This window comes from Nocardia sputi (assembly GCF_023501985.1).
This window is the reverse complement of record NZ_JAMFLC010000006.1, coordinates 91,436-107,956: the sequence shown is the minus strand read 5'-3', so window position 1 is coordinate 107,956 and position 16,521 is coordinate 91,436. Positions and strand designations below refer to the sequence as shown.

Here is a 16,521-nt window from a genome sequence, read left to right as displayed (position 1 = left end):
CGGACCCCGTACCGAACGTGGCGTAGGTCACTCTCCCCCCTCATTCGCCGCGCGGTTGCGATATCGTCTCGATGCAGGTAGTCCATCTTTCGGGGGTTTCCGCACCGCGGTTCGACGTACGGACAGACCGCCTGCGAGGGTCGAATCCGACCTCGCGATCTCCTCAATGCCGAACGGAGTCGAGGCGTTGCCGAGCAACCAAATGATCTTGTTATTGCTGGACCTCGTACTCATCGTGGCCGCGGCCCGGCTGCTGGGATGGCTGGCCGAGAAATGCGGCCAACCCCCGGTTATCGGCGAGATCGTGGCAGGAATACTCGCGGGGCCGACGATCCTCGGCGCGGAGCTGTCCGCAGCGGTGTTTCCGCACGACATCCGGTCGTATCTCACGGCTTTCGCCAATGTCGGCGTGATGATCTTCATGTTCTCGGCAGGCCTCGAGATGGATCTCCGCTCGCTCGCCGGTCGCAGGCGGTCGGTCACCGCTGTGGCGGTTTCGGCCTACGTCGTTCCCTTCGCGCTCGGTTCCGCGATCGCGATCTGGGCGCTGGCACGGCACGGTGAAGGAAATCGGCTGACATTCGCCCTCTTCATCGGGTGCGCGTTGGCCGTGACGGCGTTTCCGGTGCTGGCCCGCATCCTGCACGACCGCGGGCTGCTGGGCACCCGCCTGGGCCAGTCGGCGATGACCAGCGCCGCATTCGACGACGTACTCGCCTGGTGCGTTCTGGCGGTAGTCATCGGTATCGCGCAGCCCGACCTCGATCACCAGTGGCGGATACTACTGTTCATCCCGCTGGTCATGGTGTTGTGGTGGGCGGTGCGTCCGGCGCTGTGCCGTATCGCCCGCAGCGGGTCCGAGAAGAACACCGGCAACATGGTATTCATCGGCGTCGCGGGCGCTCTGCTATTGGGAGCCACCACCGAGTGGCTGGGCCTGCACCTGATCTTCGGCGCGTTCCTGTTCGGTGTGGTCTTCCCCCGGCCGCTGCGCACGGCCGTCGAGGACGGCGCCCGACTGCTGAGCAGTATCTTCCTGCCTGCTTTCTTCGTGGTCGCCGGCCTGCAAGTGGATCTCGGCGCGCTCGACCGCGCGGGCGTCGTCGAGTTCGTCGCGATCATGTTCGCCGCCCTCGTTGGCAAGCTGGGCGGCACCTACGTGGCGGCCCGCTGCGGCGGAATCGACCGGGTGGAGTCCGCGGCCCTCGCCGCGCTGATGAACACCCGGGGGCTGACGGAGCTGGTGATCCTGAACATCGGACTGACGATCGGCGTCATCGGCCAGCAGTTGTACTCGCTGCTGGTCATCATGGCCTTGGTCACCACCGCGATGACGGCACCGTTGCTGAGAATCTGCGGCGTCACCCGCGCGGTGCGGCACGGTGACCCACCGTCGGCTACAAAAGAGCCGGAACAGGAGGTCGACGCCGCCGCGCAGACCGAGGCTCGAGCATGACGCCGCCCAGAGAGCAGGACCCGGGATCCTTCCCCGCGCCGGAGCTGATCGATCGAAAGGTCGCTGTCCCAGCTGTTTTCGTCGACGTCGATGAAACGCTGGTCCGGAGCGTAACCTTCCTGTCCCTGTTCGTCTTCGACGCGCGGCGCCGGGGGCACGGCGCCGAAGCCGACGCCGTGCTTCGAGAGTTCCGGACGCTTCGTGCGGCAGGCATGAGCCGCGGCGAATCACATCGGTGGTTCTATCGGCACTGGGTCGGCCGTGACACCGCCGACCTGCGGCGTACCGGAAAAGACTGGTTCGCCTCCAGTTCCGCGGACCCGGCTTTCTTCAATGCCGCCGTGCGGCGACGACTGGACGAGCTCTCCCGCACCGGCAGTCGCATCGTGCTGGTCTCCGGCTCGATCGCCCCGGCGCTGGAACCGATCGCCGAAGCCGTTGGCGCGGCAACGGTTCTGTGCACGAAGATGGAGACGGCCGCCGGAAAGTACACCGGCGACGTCCTCGCGACGATGGTCGGTACCGACAAGTCCGCCGCCCTGCTGCGGTATGCCGAACAAGCGGCCATCGATCCGAAGGCGTGCATGGCCTTCGGCGATCATCATTCCGATGTCGCGATGTTCGAGCTGGTGGGTCATCCGGTCGTCGTCGGCGACACCGACCCACGACTGCGCGATTATCCCGCGCAACGGCTTCCCGGCTAGGGCCCGAGCCCCCGGCCGAGCAGTTCCCGGAGGCGCGCCGTTCAGTTCCCGACCGTGAACATGCGCCGGTACTGGCCGGGGCTGACACCCAGATGACGTTTGAACACCGCCCGGGTGTTGGCGGGGTTGCCGAGGCCGACGCGGTAGCCGATCTGATCGACCGGGAGGCCGGTGGTCTCGAGCAGCTCTCGAGCCTGATTCAGGCGCGCGCTGGTGATCCACACATGCGTGGAGGTTCCGGTTTCTTCGCGAAAGCGCCGGATGAAGCTACGGCGCGAGAGATTGGAACGCCTGGCGAGGTCCTCGATCGAATGCCTGCGATCGAGGTTCGCGAGAATCCACGCGCGTGTCTCGGCGAGCACGCCGGAGGAGGTCTGCGGCGAGAACTGCCGGGTGTACTGCGCTTGGCCGCCCTCACGGACCGGCGGCGCCACCAGGTCGCGGGCGCGTTCGTTCGCGGCCGCCGCGCCGACGTCCTTGCGCACCACGTGCAGGCAGAGATCGATTCCGCTGGTGACCCCCGCGGAGGTCATCACGTCGCCGTCATCGACGAACAATCGATCGGAATGAACGTCGATGTCGGGGTATCGGCGCTGAAGCAACGGCGCGGCGCGCCAGTGCGTCGTAGCGGGCCGGCCGGCCAGCAGGCCCGCCGCGGCTAGCGCGAAAGCGCCGGTACAGATCGACAACATTCGCGCACCCCGTGCGTGGGCGTCGCGAAGCGATCGGATCACGGGGTCCGGCAGTGGCTGCTCGTAGGTGGAATAGCCGGGCATTATCACCGTATCGGCATGGCGGAGAGCCTCCAGCCCGGCCGTCGCCACACACGACAGCCCAGGAATCGAGGTCGGCACGGTCGGCGATACCGCGCACACTTCGAGGCGATAGTGGGGGTCCGAACCGAACACGTCGATCGGAATCGCGGCGTCCAGAACCACTACTTCGTCGGGAATGACGACCGTCACACGACGCGTTCCCCCATCCGGTTGCATGGCCCGATCGTAGCGGTGATCGGCACTCGGGCTACTACCCCGCGGTTCCGGCACGCGCATAGCCTCGCTGGAGCATCTGAGCCGACGAGCCGAAAGAAGGGGTTTGATGTCCGATTTGGCGGACTTCTCTACCAGCAACGGAGGATTCCGGGGTGTGGTCGTGACTGCTATCGAGATGTCGACCGCTGTCGGCGCCGACACCGACGCCACCTGGAAAGGACTCCTCGCCGGCGAAACCGGGATCGCCAAGGTACAAGACCCCGACTTCGAGCGCTTCAAGGTTCCCGTCGACATCGGCGGCCAGTTCAAACTGGATCCGACCGACGAACTCAGCCGCGTCCAGAAGCGACGCATGTCGTATGTCCAGCAGATCGCCTACGTCATGGGCAACCGGATCTGGGACACCGCGGGCCGGCCGGAAGTCGATCTCGATCGACTGGGCGTCTGCATCGGCACCGGCCTCGGTGGCGCCGACACGATCATCGAGTCCAACGACCAGATGCGGGAGGCGGGCTACCGCAAAGTGTCCCCGTTCGCGGTGCCCATGGCCATGCCCAATGGCGCCGCGGCGGTGGTCGGGCTGGAACTCGGCGCGCGAGCCAGCGTGATCACGCCCGTCTCCGCGTGTGCTTCCGGATGCGAGGCGCTGGTGCACGCGTGGCGTTCGATCATCCTGGGCGAAGCCGACATCGTCGTGGCGGGGGGCGTGGAGGGCCGGATCAATCCGCTCGCGGTGGCCGGGTTCTCGATGATGCGGGCGCTGAGCACACGGATCGATGAACCCGAGCGCGCGTCACGCCCGTTCGATCGGGACCGAGACGGTTTCGTCTTCGGCGAGGCCGCGGCCCTGTTCGTGCTGGAGTCGGAGGACCACGCACGGGCTCGGGGGGCGAAACCGCTGGCTCGCCTGATGGGCGCGGGCCTCACCGCCGACGGGTACCACATGGTTCTCCCGCACCCGGACGGCGCGGGAAACATTCGAGCCATGCGTCGTGCGCTCGAAACGGCGGGGGTGAGCGCTTCCGACATCGATCACGTCAACGCCCATGCGACAGCCACTCCCTTCGGCGACCTAGCGGAGGCCAGGGGAATCCGAGAGGCGGTGGGCGGCCACGCATCGGTCTACGCGCCCAAATCCGCTCTGGGCCACTCGGTGGGCGCGGTGGGCGCGGTGGAAGCCGCCCTGACCGTGCTCAGCGTGCGGGACGGCGTGGTGCCGCCCACGTTGAATCTCGACAATCAAGATCCCGAGATCGATCTCGATATCGTCCACGGCAGCGCCCGGACTCAGAAGATCGAGTACGCGCTGAACAACTCGTACGGTTTCGGTGGCCACAACGCGGCCGTCGTGTTCGGCCGCTGCTGACGGAGTCGTTGCGTGCGGTCACCCGTAACGGGCTTGTCCGTCGGCATCCGCTGTGCCGGTTCGATCGGGCTCGGCGCCGCGGCGTGCTCGTTTTCCGCGAGCGATCTCCGTCGCGAGAGCGTCGAGCGGTTGGGCGAACCGATGTAGCGGGTCCGTCAGCCCGGTCAGCCAGGCCCGGGCGGCGTCGACGCTCGCGGGGTCGAGGGTGTACAGCCGTCGAGTGCCCTCGGCGCGGACGTGCACCAACCCGGCATCGCGCAGCACCTTGAGATGTTGTGAGACGCCGGGCTGGGAAATCGGCGTGTGCTCTCGCACGGCCGCGACCAGCGCACCCGCGGGCTGCTCGCCCGCCGCCACCACTTCGAGGATGAACCGGCGAACCGGGTCACCCAGTGCCTCGAAGATCTTCGCTGGGGACCTGTCCATCAAACCTGAGAGCCGCCTTCCGAGGCGCCGGTATAGAACGCGACGGTTCGCAGCGCCGCCGCGTTCGCGGCAGCCGGGTCGTCACCGCCGCCCACTGCGGCCTCTGCCCAGCCGAGAGCCGCCGTGCGGATGAAGGCCGCTCCCTCGGGCGTCGTCGGAAACGCCATGGCCTCGGCCTGGTCCACCCGAACTCCGCTCGACAAATGCAGCCCCAGTCCCATCAGGCCGAGATCCCACCCGACGCCTACAGCACCCGGTCCGTACTGCGACCAGAACTCGGGATCGACCGGAGCCTCGTGTACCAACTCCAACTCGGTGCCGTCTCCGGAAGGCGTGAGATCCACCGTCAGCCAGGAGATCTGCGGCCCCATCTCCCATGTCACGGCGAACCGCCTCGGCGCATCGCACTGTTCGACGACACCGTTGGCATTGCCCTCGAGCTGATAGCGGCCGCCGACCCGCAGGTCACCGCTGACGGGCAGGAACCAGCGTGGGATCCGCTCGATGTCGGTGAGGGCGTCCCAGAGATCCGCCTGATCGGTCGGATACGTGCGCCGGGCGACAGCGATCCTGGTCGGCGTGCCGTCGCGAGATCCGGTGCGGACCTCGCGGGTCACGAGCCCGGCGATGGCGGCGGGATCGGTCAGCAGTGGCATGACATCCTCCTTGATAAGCCTTGACTTATATTAGGCTCCGATGCGGCGAACGCAATACCCCCGGAGCCCTTCCGGCATCGGCGCGCGTACGACCGGAACACATGCCCACCGAGCACTTCAGCCGTTGCGGGTCAACCCCGCGATCGCGCGCAGCGCCGAGATCATCCCCGTCACCGGGATGCCGGGATCGATCGACCGGAACAGGCCCAGCCCGACACCGAGCGCCAGCACCGCGACCGCGGCCTCGGCCCGCGATCGCTGGATTTCGAGGTCGTCCGGGGTTCCCAGGGCCGCGCCGACCATGCCGACGATATTGTCGAGCCGGGTCGCGAGTTCGTCGCGGAGGTGGTCATCGCGCCGAGCATGGACACTGAACTCCAGCTCCAGTTGCGTCCAGTTCGGATCACCGACAACCCGTTCGGCCCATTCCGTCATCCGTTTCAGACGGTCGGTCGCCGTAGGCGCCGCGATGATTTCGGCGACCTCCGCCGCTCGCTCGGCGTGAATTTCGTCGAGCACCGCCAGGCACAGGTCGTCTTTGGTGCGGAAGTTCGAATACACCGCCCCTTTGGTGAAACCGGCGGCCTTCGCGACCTTGTCCAGAGTCGTCGCCTGATACCCGTCCCGCAGAAAAAGCCGTTTTGCGGTGGCCATCAATTCGTTGCGCGTACGCGCCTGGCTCTGCGCTCGAGTCGGCCGCGAACGCCCTGTCCCCCGCAGCGGCCGACACTCATCGATATTCCCAGACAATCCATACCCCTTACAGATACTCTCAGTATCCGATTCTAGATGCCATGGGTATCCCAATCGCAGGAAGGATCGCATCGTGAGGAGTCGAATACTCAGATTGGCCACAGCCCTGACGGGAACCCTCATCGTGGCCGGGAGCGGGGCGGTCTCGGCCCCACACGTGTGGGCGGAACCAGCCGCGGAAGCGGTGGCGGGCGACGAGTTCTACATTCCACCGGCGTCGCCCGGGGGCGCGCCGGGCTCCATCATCCGGACCGAAGCGTCACGGCTGGCGATTTCCGTCCCGGGAATCGGCGGATCGATCCCGGCTTCGTCGACCCGCATCATGTACGTCAGCAGCGATACCCACGACGCCAGGACGACGGTGGTCGGTACATATCTGGAGCCGGCAGCGCCGTGGACCGGCCCCGGTGAGCGCCCGCTGATCGCGTACGCGGTCGGCACGAAGGGGCAGGGCGACCAATGCGCGCCTTCGAAACTGCTCGCGCAATTCATCCAATACCAGCCTCCGTTCGACGTCATCGTGGAATACGACGTACTGGCGCTGTACACGCTGCTGGCCCGCGGCATGGCGGTGATGGTGACCGACTACCACGGGCTGGGAACGCCCGCGGTGCACGACTACCTCAACCGTAAAGCTCAGGCCTACGCCCTGCTCGACTCCGCGCGTGCGGCGCTGCAATTGCCGGGCACCAGCCTCAACCCCGGCTCGCCGGTCATTCTGTACGGGTACTCCCAGGGCGGCATGGCGTCCGCGGGCGCGGCCGAATTGCAACCTGCTTATGCCCCTGAGCTGAACGTACAGGGCGCTTACATCGGCGGGCCGGTGGTGGACGACCAGTACTTCATCGGGTTCAACGATGGCCGAGCCCCACTCGGACCGGCTTTCGCGTGGATCCTCAACGGCATCGCGGCCAACTATCCCGAAACCCGCCCGGTGCTCGAGTCCGAACTCAACGACACCGGCAAAGCGATCCTGCGGGAGTCCATGGAGAAGTGCGCCGTACCGCTGGGACTGGCACAGCAGTTCCCGAACACGTCGCAGTGGACCACCAGCGGGCAACCGCTCACCGCGGTGATCGATCAGTCCCCGGTGTTGAAGTCGGCGTTCAGCCAGCAGCGGGTCGGCACGCTCACCCCGCGGGTTCCCGTCCTCATCTCCTCGAGCCCGAGCGACGAGGGTGCGCCTTATGTGCCCGTTCGCGAGATGGCCGCGGGGTGGTGCGCCAGCGGCGTGCCGGTGCAGTTGAACGCGAACGTCGAGCTGCCCAGTGTCATCACCGGGTTGCGGGCCACCCACGTGCTGGCGTTCTTCCCCTCGCTGGTCGGATCGCAGCAGTGGATCACCGAGCGGCTCGCCGGACAGCCCGCACCGACCAACTGCGGGGCCCTGCCCTGATTTGCGAAAACACGCCCGACTCGGATACCGTCGGTATCTCGATCGGAGACTCGGCGCAGCGCCGCGCGCAATCGCGCAGCATCGGCTCGTAGCGCCGCGATCTCCATGCACGGTGGTCGGCCGCGGTTCGGTTTCACGACCGAGCCGCGGCCGACCTGCCTGCCAGGGTCGTCACAGATCCCCGCACGGCAGGCGAGTTCCGCCAGAAGGTCCAGCCCGAGGCGTCCCAGCTCCAGAGCCGGTGGGCTGATTGCAGGAAATTTGCTGTTTGAGGTATCGCGTGACTGGTCGAGATCGGCACAGAAAGGGTCGCATGTCGGAGTTGGCTCACCCCCGCCGACCTGAGCCGCTCAGGTGCGCACACCGGTGATACTCGGAGATCCGGCGCGGATCCATCCGTGTCCGACACCGCGTCGCCGACTGCCGGAAGACCGGAAGTCGATGCCTTACTGTCGAAATATTCACCTCGACTATGCCACCGACGACGACCGGCCGACGACGACCGAGCTCGCCGAATCCGGTCACCGGGCACCGAACCGGACACCAGTCGCACGAGGTCGCTACCCCCGGCAGGTCGCGGCCGACCTCGCCGCACCGAATGATCGTGAGTCGGACACTGCCCGCTCAGAGGGCGCTTTCGACAATTTTCCGCCATCCAGCGAACTTCCAGTTATCCTGGATGAGCGTGCAAAAAGTCCGCGTTGTCCGCAGTCAGAACTGTCGGTTGAGTGTCCTCCTGATGGATCGGCGAGATGACTATGACGATCTTCGAGCACACGAAAGCCCGTGATCCCAAGCGATACCTGTGGCTTCTGGGTTTGATCGCCCCGGGTTGCGCCTTGCTTCCCTCCCAACTGGTGTTGCTCACCGGGTTGGAGGTGTTCTGGTGGATCGGCCCCATCATCGTGCTGGTTGTGATTCCACTGTTGGATTGGGCGGTCGGCGACGACGGAAGCAATCCTCGCGACGAGGATTACGAGGCGCTGTCCAACGACCGCTATTACCGGTGGTGCACCTTTATGTTCCTGCCGATGCAATTCATCGGCCTGCTCATCGCCGGATATCTGTGGAGCAGCCACGAGTTGAGCCTGGCCGACAAACTGGGCTTGGCCGTGACTCTCGGCTTCGTCTCCGGTATCGGCATCAACGCCGCGCACGAACTCGGGCATCGCGCCGAACGCCTCGAACGCTGGCTGGCCAAGATCGCGCTCGCCCAGTCCGGGTACGGCCACTTCTTCGTCGAGCACAACCGCGGCCACCACGTTCGCGTCGCCACACCCGACGACCCCGCCAGCGCCCGCTTCGGGGAATCACTGTGGCAATTCATGCCGCGCACCATCGTGGGCGGATTCCGTTCCGCCCTCGAGCTGGAGCGTCAGCGCCTGGCCCGCAACGGCAAACCCTGGTTCAGCCCCACCAATCATCTTCTGCAAGCCTGGGCGATGAGCGCGGCGTTGTTCATCGGCTTGATCGCGGCCTTCGGCCCCGCCATCATCCCCTACCTCGCCCTGCAAGCACTCATCGGCGCAGGTCTGCTGGAAACCGTGAACTACGTCGAACACTATGGATTGCTGCGCGCCCGCCGCCCCGACGGCCGCTACGCACGCTGCTCACCGCGCGACAGCTGGAACAGCGACCGTCTGGTGACGAACATCTTCCTGTTCCACCTCCAGCGCCACAGCGACCATCACGCCAACCCCGGCCGCCGCTACCAGACCCTGCGCAGCTCCGAACAGGCCCCCCAGCTGCCCGCCGGTTACGCCACGATGGTCGTGCTCGCCATGATTCCCCCGCTGTGGCGCGCGGTCATGGATCACCGCGTCTTCGCCCATTACAACGGCGACATCACGCGCATCAATATGCAGCCTCGCAGGCGGCGGCTCCTGCTGCCGATCCGGCATGCGCGCAACGACGCGCAGCCTGCCGCGGACCCCCGCGCCCACAGCATGAGCCAGTCGACCCAGTCGGACCGATGACGGGCGGCGAGAGCCGCCGAGCCTCAACGGCGCAGGCGCTCGAACTCCGTCGCGCAGTGCGCGGAGAACACCGTCACCGTGTCGGCATTGTCGCGGACGAGTTCCCGTAGCCGCTGCTGGTTGTCGATGCGAGACGGGCGCCGAGTGTCCATCGCCCACTGAAAGGCGCGTAGCCCCGGGGGCATCGACGGCTTCTCGGCCATCTGCCCGTGGAAGGTATAGGCGTCCCCGGCGTGCAACAACCAGCCGTTCCCGGTGTCCACAGCGACTCCGACGTGACCGCGTGTGTGTCCCGCCAGCGGAACAACAAGAATCTCCGACGGCAGACCGCGCAGTTCGCGCACCGCCCGGAAGCCGAACCAGCGCTCCTCCCGGCTGTCGGACTCGTCATAGACCGACCACTTGGGTCCGTGCTCGAACTGCACCGGCCGATACCGGATCTTTTCGCGACGGCCGTACGCCCCTTCGACAGCCTCCAACTCGTCCCGGTAGACATGCACGGCCGCCCGGGGGAAGTCGGCGAGCCCGCCCGCGTGATCGAGATCGAGATGCGTCACGATGATGTCGCGGACATCGTCGCGGGAGAATCCCAGCGCTTCGACCTGACGCGCGATCGGCTGGTCGAGAACCGGATTCGACCGGCGGATGAGTTGCCGCCCCACCCAGACATCCGGCCGAACCAGTGCCTGCTCGCCGTAACCCGTATCGACCAGGGTCAACCCAGCAGAGTGCTCGACCAACAAGCAATGACACGCGCCGGCTGCTCTGCGCAGCACCCCCGGGCGGCCATCGAACAAGCGGCCACCCGAAGGACGGGTTCCCCCAGCATCCAAGTGATGGACACGCACCAGTCCCACTCCTATCCGTGCCGGCCACGCTACACGCCTATTTCGAATGCGGCGAGCCTGAAGGCGCCGAATCGACTGTCGCACTTCGACTACCGGCATCACAGTTGTCCCTGCTATCGATGCGTGCACCGTGAGTGCGTCAGCGCCCCGGTGCTCATGATCCCGCAACCGAAGCGACGGACAGCGATCCCATCGACGGTCGTGCAGATACCGTCATCGGACGCGATTGACGCGCACGATCGCGGTCACCGGCGGCTGGCACCACTTCTTTCGAGGGCGCTGCCTCACTGGCTGAATGGTCCACTGCCGGACCGGACCGCTGTCCCAGATTGTTCGCGCTGCGAACGATGACGGAAATGAGTATGCTCCCTCAGCGTTAGTCGAATTACGCTGCGATCGAATACGTTTGGGCAAACCAATCGGTTTGACCACCGGGTTCGGCCGCGGCGCCAATTGCCGACGGCATAGCAGGGGAGTTCAGAAGTGTCGAGGTCGTACCGGGCACGCGGATCGTCAGGATCCACGACGCGCCCAGCGGGCCGGCGACGATCCGCGCCACCCGCGTGTCATCGGCCTCCCGTACTCGGCTTCCCGCGGTAGCCGACTCAGCTATTCCTCGCACGGCCGGACCCGCCTACGCCAGAGAAGCCGTACGGATCCTGTCGATGATTCCGTATTCGCTTTTCAGGAGCCTGTTGTGACTATTTCGTCGTCTCTCGTGCTGGGAGCGAGACCACCGGGACGTCCGGCGCTCCGCCCGTCCGCGCCGCTCGATCGCTACGGTGCGCGCCGGTGAAACTGTATTCGGACGAGTTCGCGGCCGACCCCCATGCCGCCTACCGGCGAATGCGCACCGATCACGGCCCGCTGGCCCCGGTCGAGGTAGCACCGGGAGTGCCGGCGACATTGGTCATCGATTACCGCACGGCGTTGAGCGTCCTCACCGATCCTTCCCGTTTCTCGGCTGATCCGAGCCAATGGGAAGAAAGTGCTGCCACGCGGTGTCCGGTGCCGTGGGCGATGCGGTGGCGGCCGGACGCGTTGCGCACCGCGGGAGACGCGCACTCCCGCTACCGAACGGCTGTGACCGACAGCCTCGATCGGATCGACCTGCACGCGCTGCGTCACACGGTCGAACGCACCGCGGTGTCGCTGATCAACGGTTTCTGCGCGGACGGTTCGGTGGATCTGCTCAGCGAGTACGCGATCCCGCTCACCGTCGGGGTGCTCGAGCAGGTACTGGGATTTCCGCCGGAGACCCGGCAGAACGCGTACACGGCGATGACGAACTTGCGCGACGCCGTCGACGAGACCTCGGTGGAATCCGGTCATCGAATGCTCACCTCGGCGATGCTCGAGGTGATCTCCGCCAGACGGGTAGCACCGGCCAGGGATGTGGCGTCCTGGCTCGTCCAGCATCCGGCTCGATTGAGCGAGACCGAACTCGTGCATCAAATGGCCATGTTGTACACGACGGGCGCCGAACCGACGTGGAACCTGATCGCGGTCACCGTACTGTTGCTCGTTACCGACGAACGCTTCGGTGGTGAACTGCTCGGCGGAGCGCTGTCCACCCGGGACGCGATCGATGAGGTGCTGTTCACCGATCCCCCCGAGTCGATTTCCTGCATCAGATATCCGCGTCAGCCCCAGATCGTCGGGAATATGTGGCTGCCGCAGCATCAACCGGTGCTGATCGGTTTGGCGGCATGCAACAACGATCCCGCCGCGGTGGCCGACGATCGCCAAGGCAACCGTTCGCACCTGGCGTGGGGCGCCGGGGCACACACCTGCCCCGCCCAGTCGGTCGCCATGGTCGTCGTCCAGGAAGCGCTCGACCAACTACTGGACGCCCTGCCGGAGATCCGGCTGGCGGTCCCCGCCGAGGAATTGCGGTGGCTACCGAACTCCTTCCACCGCGCCCCGGCCACCGTCCCGGTGACCTTTCCCCCGTCCCCACCTCTACCTTTCCCTTGACACGACGCCTCCGCCGCGAAGAAGGCCGCGCCATCGCCGACAAGTAGTCCGCTTGCCCACCACCTACCCCTCCGCACCGGTCGACCACCCCCCACAACACACTCTGACTAGGCGATTAGCACCGCCCCCACCTCGTGCGGTAATCTCTTCGAGCGCCCGCACAGCGGACGCAACGGGCTGTGGCGCAGTTTGGTAGCGCACTTGACTGGGGGTCAAGTGGTCGCAGGTTCAAATCCTGTCAGCCCGACAGTGAAAACCCCTTCCGACCAGCGTCGGAAGGGGTTTTCCCAGTTCATGCGGTAGGGCTGATTCGAGCGGTTCTCACAGAAATCTCACGTTTTCAGGCTTGTGGAGCCTCGGGCCCACCGCTCGAGCACGTCTCGATTGTCCGGAACGGTTTCCGGGACGTCGATGTAGTGCGCCTTGGCCACTGCGCGGGTGTTGCCCAGTTGGCGGGCGGCGCGTCCGGGGTCGCCGTAGGCGTGGTCGACGGCGGTGGCCGCGCCTTTGCGGAACGTGCGCGGGGTCACCCAGGCGAAGTTCTCCCCGCGCGCCGCACGCCAAGTGCGGCCGAAGTTGTTCGGGTTGCGCAGCGACCCGTTTCGGGCAGGGAACAGCAGTCCCATCGGGTTGGGACGGTCGCCGACTTCCAGGTCCTTGACCGACTCCCGGACCGCCTCGACGGTGTGGGCGGGCAGCAGGATGCGCCGCCACCCGTTGTCGGACTTCGGGGCGGGTTTGCGCACCCATTTGCCCTTCACCTCGACCAGGGTGCCGGTCACGTCCAGGTAGGGCTCGGGCGCGTCCAGATCGATGTCCTCGAGCAGCAGCGCGAAGACCTCGTGCGGGCGGATTCCGGTGCCGGTGATCACGTCGACCACCCACACCACCGTCCAGTCCCGCGGCGGGCCACAAGTGTAGGCCGGGGTGCCGGGTATTGCCTCACCGGCCGCCCACGCCCGGACCTGGGCACGGAACGCCGGTAGCGCGTCCTGGTCCTGCACCTTGCCGCGGGCCGGCGGCTTGCGCCGGGTGAACGCGGCGACACCGTCGACCGGATTGCTGTCGAGCACGCCATGCCGCACGGCGATCGCCATCATCGCGCGCAAGATGATCTTGTGCTGCTTGGCTTTCCGCCGCAGCCCCATCCCGACGAGTCGTTTGAGGTGACGGTCGAGCTCTCCAGCGGTGGCCTGCCAAATCTGGAGATTGCCGACCGAGTTCTCGATCTTGATCGTCTTCTTGTTCGCGCGCTTGTCGGGTGGAGACGTAGACCTCGCGGCGATAGTCCTCGACGTTGCCCGGGGTGTAGGCGTCATCCGCCTCCATCTCCATGATCAGCTCGGCCGCCAAATCGATCAGCTTGGTGTTGCGCGTGATCCGCGCGTATCCCGACTGCTGCCGGTGATCACGCATGGCTTCGGCGAGGCGGTTGCGGGCCTCGTCGGCTGTGTCTCCCATCCGTTCCAGTTGCTGCGGCCCCTGCGCGGTGTAGAAGCGAACCGTCGCACGCCATTTGCCGTTCTTCTGTTTCTTGGGCTTGCTCGGCTGGCCGAAGGTGCCAACCGGCTTCGGCAGTCTGCCTCCCATCGATCGCCTTTCAATCCGTCGAAATGCTGAGCCCACCTCGCCCCGACCGGATTACGCGCAGCCCGGCGCGCCGATCCAGATGGTTCGCGGTGGAGTTCCGAGACTTCGTGATCTAGCGGCAACAGCGCAAGAGGCATCTGTTTGCCACAGATTAGCTGTAGTGTTTTGTTGCCCGACCGAGTTGCCGACGATGACGGACGCGGTCGCCGAATCTGTCATCCGACACCAGCACTCAAGTGGACCCTGCGCTGCTTCCTCCACCGGTGGCGAGTTGCTGTTCTTCCCAAGCAACGACGTCACTGACCCGGTAACGCCGGTATCTGCCCATGCGGGCGAATCTGGGGCCGCGGCCCGCCGCAGCCCACGCCGAGAGCGTCTTCTTCGGAATCTTGAGTCGCCGAGCGACTTCCTCGGTGCTGAGCCAGATCTCGTCGCCGCTACCGTGAAGCACCGGACCGCGGTGCCGCTCCGCGCGGCCGTCATTGCTCGGCATCGACGGCTTGGACGGGGGTCTCGAAGACATGGGTCACCTCAGTTGAAAGGACCCTGCCTGCCGATTCTCACCCACCATCCATTCAAGCTTCCCGGCGACGATTGCGCCAGTGGCCATGCTGATCGGCGGGGTTGGTCACGGCCTCTCGAGGCCGCTGACGTCCCCGCGGGCTCACCCCCCGCAAACGCGAGGAGCCTCCGGCAAGAACGACATTGCCGGAAGACACCTCGCCTCGAGATGCGGGTGATGACACCGAGTCCGTTCCAGCGGACCGTAACGCCGTTGACCTAGGTTTTCCTTGAAGCCGCCTGGGGGAATCGAACCCCAGAGGCGTTGTCCGCGATCCTTGGTCAGCGAGCCGACTTCAGTGCATACTCGCCGCTCAACCGCTGTTTCACGACGTGTCGCTACGTTTCGATACGGAATGTACCACTCAGCTGATGACACGGTCATCAGCAGGCAAACACGTCGATCGCTAGCGCAGGTGATGACGGCGTCATCACCCTTGTCATCACTACAGCCTTCTTGCCGACATAATTCGGATGAAAAGCCTGGTCATCGACGCGTTCGCGCGCGTGTCGCGCACTGTACGGTCGAGATCCCCGCACTGCTCACTCTGATCCGACCGCAGTGCTCACGGCATCTCACCACACGGCAGCGCGACTCGACCGTCTCGATGATCCGCTCACCACCGCCGGGTACCTTCGCACCAGCGCCTACGGGGGGGCAGGACCAGTTCCGGCGCAGTACCTTACTTCACTGTCGCTAGGATCCGAATCGAGGACATCTGTCCAACCCTAAGCCCCAGCGCAGAGTACAAGCCCCGAAACACGAACGTTCGGGGCTGTCCCCTTTCATAGGCCCTTCCGCCGCTCTTACCTCTACCAGACTTCGTGGCGTTCGATTGAGCACGAGAGGCGAACCCGGACTTCGCCGAGCTGCTGCCCGGATTCTTCGCAGCCGCCGACTGGATTCATGACGCGGCCGCGGTGGTCATCTTGCCGCCGCCGTAGCCCTGCGCGTCCGTCGGCCCCTCTTCCGGGATACGCCTGTCCAGCCCAGCTCGCACCGATTGCTGATTCCGCCTTCGGGGCGACGGACTCAATCCGTGGTGCGTTGATCCCGATATTGGCCCACGAGATGCTGGTAGAAACTGTTCTCCGGCGACTCCAGCGAGATGGCCCGCAGGCCGACGGTAACCTTCCGGCCGACCATGCGGGTGCGCCGCATCGGCGGGTTCGGCCGCAAACATCGGTGTCTCTGCCTGTGCGATGCCGACGCCAACTGTTGATGCGCCTGCGATGCACGCAGCCGTCAGCGCGATCGTTGTGACAAGCCGCTGCCCAGCCGAAAAGGTTCGCATGTCGTCCCCTCCCTTGCACTGAAGGTATCTCCTTCACTGCTCTCGGACGCTGCTGCCGCACAACGGGTTCCATCCACAGTGGTGACTGGTGTCACAAGCTCCCGACACGGTCGCGTTCGGCAGAGTTGTGTATCTGGGACTTCGGAGCGAACGCATGAGCGTGTCGCAGCCGGGGAGTGGTTGATGAGCGCTGAAGCCGACGCGGTGTGCGGCGCTGGTTACGGAATGAAGCCGGTCCTGGAACTGCCTGCCCTGAGGGTGTTCTCCTACCGGGAGGGGGCCGAGTGAACGAGGCGATCACTTTGCACGAGCAAGTCCTCACCGACTACGAACAACTCCTCAGCCCCAACCACCCCGATACCCTTGACCGCGCGCCATAACTTCGCCCCACGCCTACCAGAAAGGACGCCGAGGAAACTCGGCTGTCCCCCGCTCCGAGCAGATCCTCACCTACCGCGAGCGAATCCTCGGCCCCGACCACCCGGACGGGGAGCACACCCACCGACTACGGGTCATTCCCGCAGA

15 protein-coding genes and 1 tRNA gene are annotated in these 16,521 nt (G+C 65.8%); 9 read left to right on the top strand and 7 right to left on the bottom strand.

The genetic code is table 11. From position 1 onward, the window contains the following. The first annotated feature begins 166 nt into the window (after positions 1 to 166). The gene (locus tag M8859_RS11665) at positions 167 to 1,456 is read left to right on the top strand and encodes a cation:proton antiporter (RefSeq protein WP_195070692.1); all 1,290 of its coding nucleotides are present in this window, start codon (positions 167 to 169) and stop codon (positions 1,454 to 1,456) included. Then, positions 1,453 to 2,160, top strand: a complete 708-nt coding sequence (locus tag M8859_RS11660; protein ID WP_249644209.1) for an HAD family hydrolase — start codon at positions 1,453 to 1,455, stop codon at positions 2,158 to 2,160. Before M8859_RS11665 ends, M8859_RS11660 begins: the two co-directional genes overlap by 4 nt. Positions 2,161 to 2,201: 41 nt before the next feature. On the opposite strand, the gene M8859_RS11655 is transcribed toward M8859_RS11660, so the two are convergent. Beyond that, positions 2,202 to 3,206, bottom strand: a complete 1,005-nt coding sequence (locus tag M8859_RS11655) for a GlxA family transcriptional regulator (protein ID WP_249644208.1) — start codon at positions 3,204 to 3,206, stop codon at positions 2,202 to 2,204. A 52-nt stretch (positions 3,207 to 3,258) separates the two neighbouring features. On the opposite strand from M8859_RS11655, the gene M8859_RS11650 reads away from it, so the two are divergent. Next, a complete protein-coding gene (locus M8859_RS11650; protein WP_159926684.1) occupies positions 3,259 to 4,518 on the top strand; it encodes a KasA/KasB family beta-ketoacyl-ACP synthase in 1,260 nt (419 codons plus the stop codon). An 18-nt stretch (positions 4,519 to 4,536) separates the two neighbouring features. On the opposite strand, the gene M8859_RS11645 is transcribed toward M8859_RS11650, so the two are convergent. From M8859_RS11645 to M8859_RS11635, 3 genes are all read right to left on the bottom strand, one after another. Next, positions 4,537 to 4,944: an ArsR/SmtB family transcription factor gene (locus M8859_RS11645; RefSeq protein WP_195070695.1), complete on the bottom strand. Its 408-nt coding sequence runs from the start codon at positions 4,942 to 4,944 to the stop codon at positions 4,537 to 4,539. Continuing rightward, positions 4,944 to 5,600 (bottom strand): SRPBCC family protein, encoded by a 657-nt coding sequence (locus M8859_RS11640; protein ID WP_159926680.1) that lies wholly within the window; start codon positions 5,598 to 5,600, stop codon positions 4,944 to 4,946. Before M8859_RS11640 ends, M8859_RS11645 begins: the two co-directional genes overlap by 1 nt. A gap of 117 nt (positions 5,601 to 5,717) precedes the next feature. Next, positions 5,718 to 6,455, bottom strand: a complete 738-nt coding sequence (locus tag M8859_RS11635; protein ID WP_249644207.1) for a TetR/AcrR family transcriptional regulator — start codon at positions 6,453 to 6,455, stop codon at positions 5,718 to 5,720. Here M8859_RS11635 and M8859_RS11630 point away from each other — a divergent pair. Beyond that, on the top strand, positions 6,448 to 7,749 hold the full coding sequence (locus M8859_RS11630; RefSeq protein ID WP_159926678.1) for a lipase family protein: 1,302 nt from the start codon (positions 6,448 to 6,450) through the stop codon (positions 7,747 to 7,749). The genes M8859_RS11635 and M8859_RS11630 overlap by 8 nt on opposite strands. A 752-nt stretch (positions 7,750 to 8,501) precedes the next feature. Beyond that, complete coding sequence (locus M8859_RS11625; protein WP_159926676.1) at positions 8,502 to 9,725, top strand: alkane 1-monooxygenase; 1,224 nt, start codon at positions 8,502 to 8,504, stop codon at positions 9,723 to 9,725. 23 nt (positions 9,726 to 9,748) lie between these two features. Here M8859_RS11625 and M8859_RS11620 read toward each other — a convergent pair whose 3' ends face one another. After that, positions 9,749 to 10,501 (bottom strand): MBL fold metallo-hydrolase, encoded by a 753-nt coding sequence (locus M8859_RS11620; protein ID WP_255466225.1) that lies wholly within the window; start codon positions 10,499 to 10,501, stop codon positions 9,749 to 9,751. Positions 10,502 to 11,365: 864 nt separating this feature from the next. Between M8859_RS11620 and M8859_RS11615 the strand changes: the two genes are divergently transcribed. Together M8859_RS11615 and M8859_RS11610 are read left to right on the top strand one after the other, a co-directional pair. Then, complete coding sequence (locus M8859_RS11615) at positions 11,366 to 12,550, top strand: cytochrome P450 family protein (RefSeq protein ID WP_236565548.1); 1,185 nt, start codon at positions 11,366 to 11,368, stop codon at positions 12,548 to 12,550. Between the two features lie 173 nt (positions 12,551 to 12,723). After that, positions 12,724 to 12,797: transfer RNA gene (locus M8859_RS11610), tRNA-Pro, on the top strand. An 85-nt stretch (positions 12,798 to 12,882) separates the two neighbouring features. On the opposite strand, the gene M8859_RS11605 is transcribed toward M8859_RS11610, so the two are convergent. Next, positions 12,883 to 13,698, bottom strand: coding sequence for a site-specific integrase (locus tag M8859_RS11605; protein ID WP_249644206.1), 816 nt, complete (start codon positions 13,696 to 13,698; stop codon positions 12,883 to 12,885). Positions 13,699 to 13,759: 61 nt separating this feature from the next. On the opposite strand from M8859_RS11605, the gene M8859_RS11600 reads away from it, so the two are divergent. After that, complete coding sequence (locus M8859_RS11600) at positions 13,760 to 14,170, top strand: hypothetical protein (protein ID WP_159929450.1); 411 nt, start codon at positions 13,760 to 13,762, stop codon at positions 14,168 to 14,170. Positions 14,171 to 14,372: 202 nt separating this feature from the next. Here the strand turns inward: M8859_RS11600 and M8859_RS11595 are convergent, their stop codons facing one another. Further along, positions 14,373 to 14,663: a helix-turn-helix domain-containing protein gene (locus M8859_RS11595; protein ID WP_236565692.1), complete on the bottom strand. Its 291-nt coding sequence runs from the start codon at positions 14,661 to 14,663 to the stop codon at positions 14,373 to 14,375. Between the two features lie 1,617 nt (positions 14,664 to 16,280). Here M8859_RS11595 and M8859_RS37625 point away from each other — a divergent pair. Further along, entirely contained in the window at positions 16,281 to 16,376 is a 96-nt protein-coding gene (locus M8859_RS37625) for a tetratricopeptide repeat protein (protein ID WP_159929448.1), read from the top strand. Positions 16,377 to 16,521: the final 145 nt, after the last annotated feature.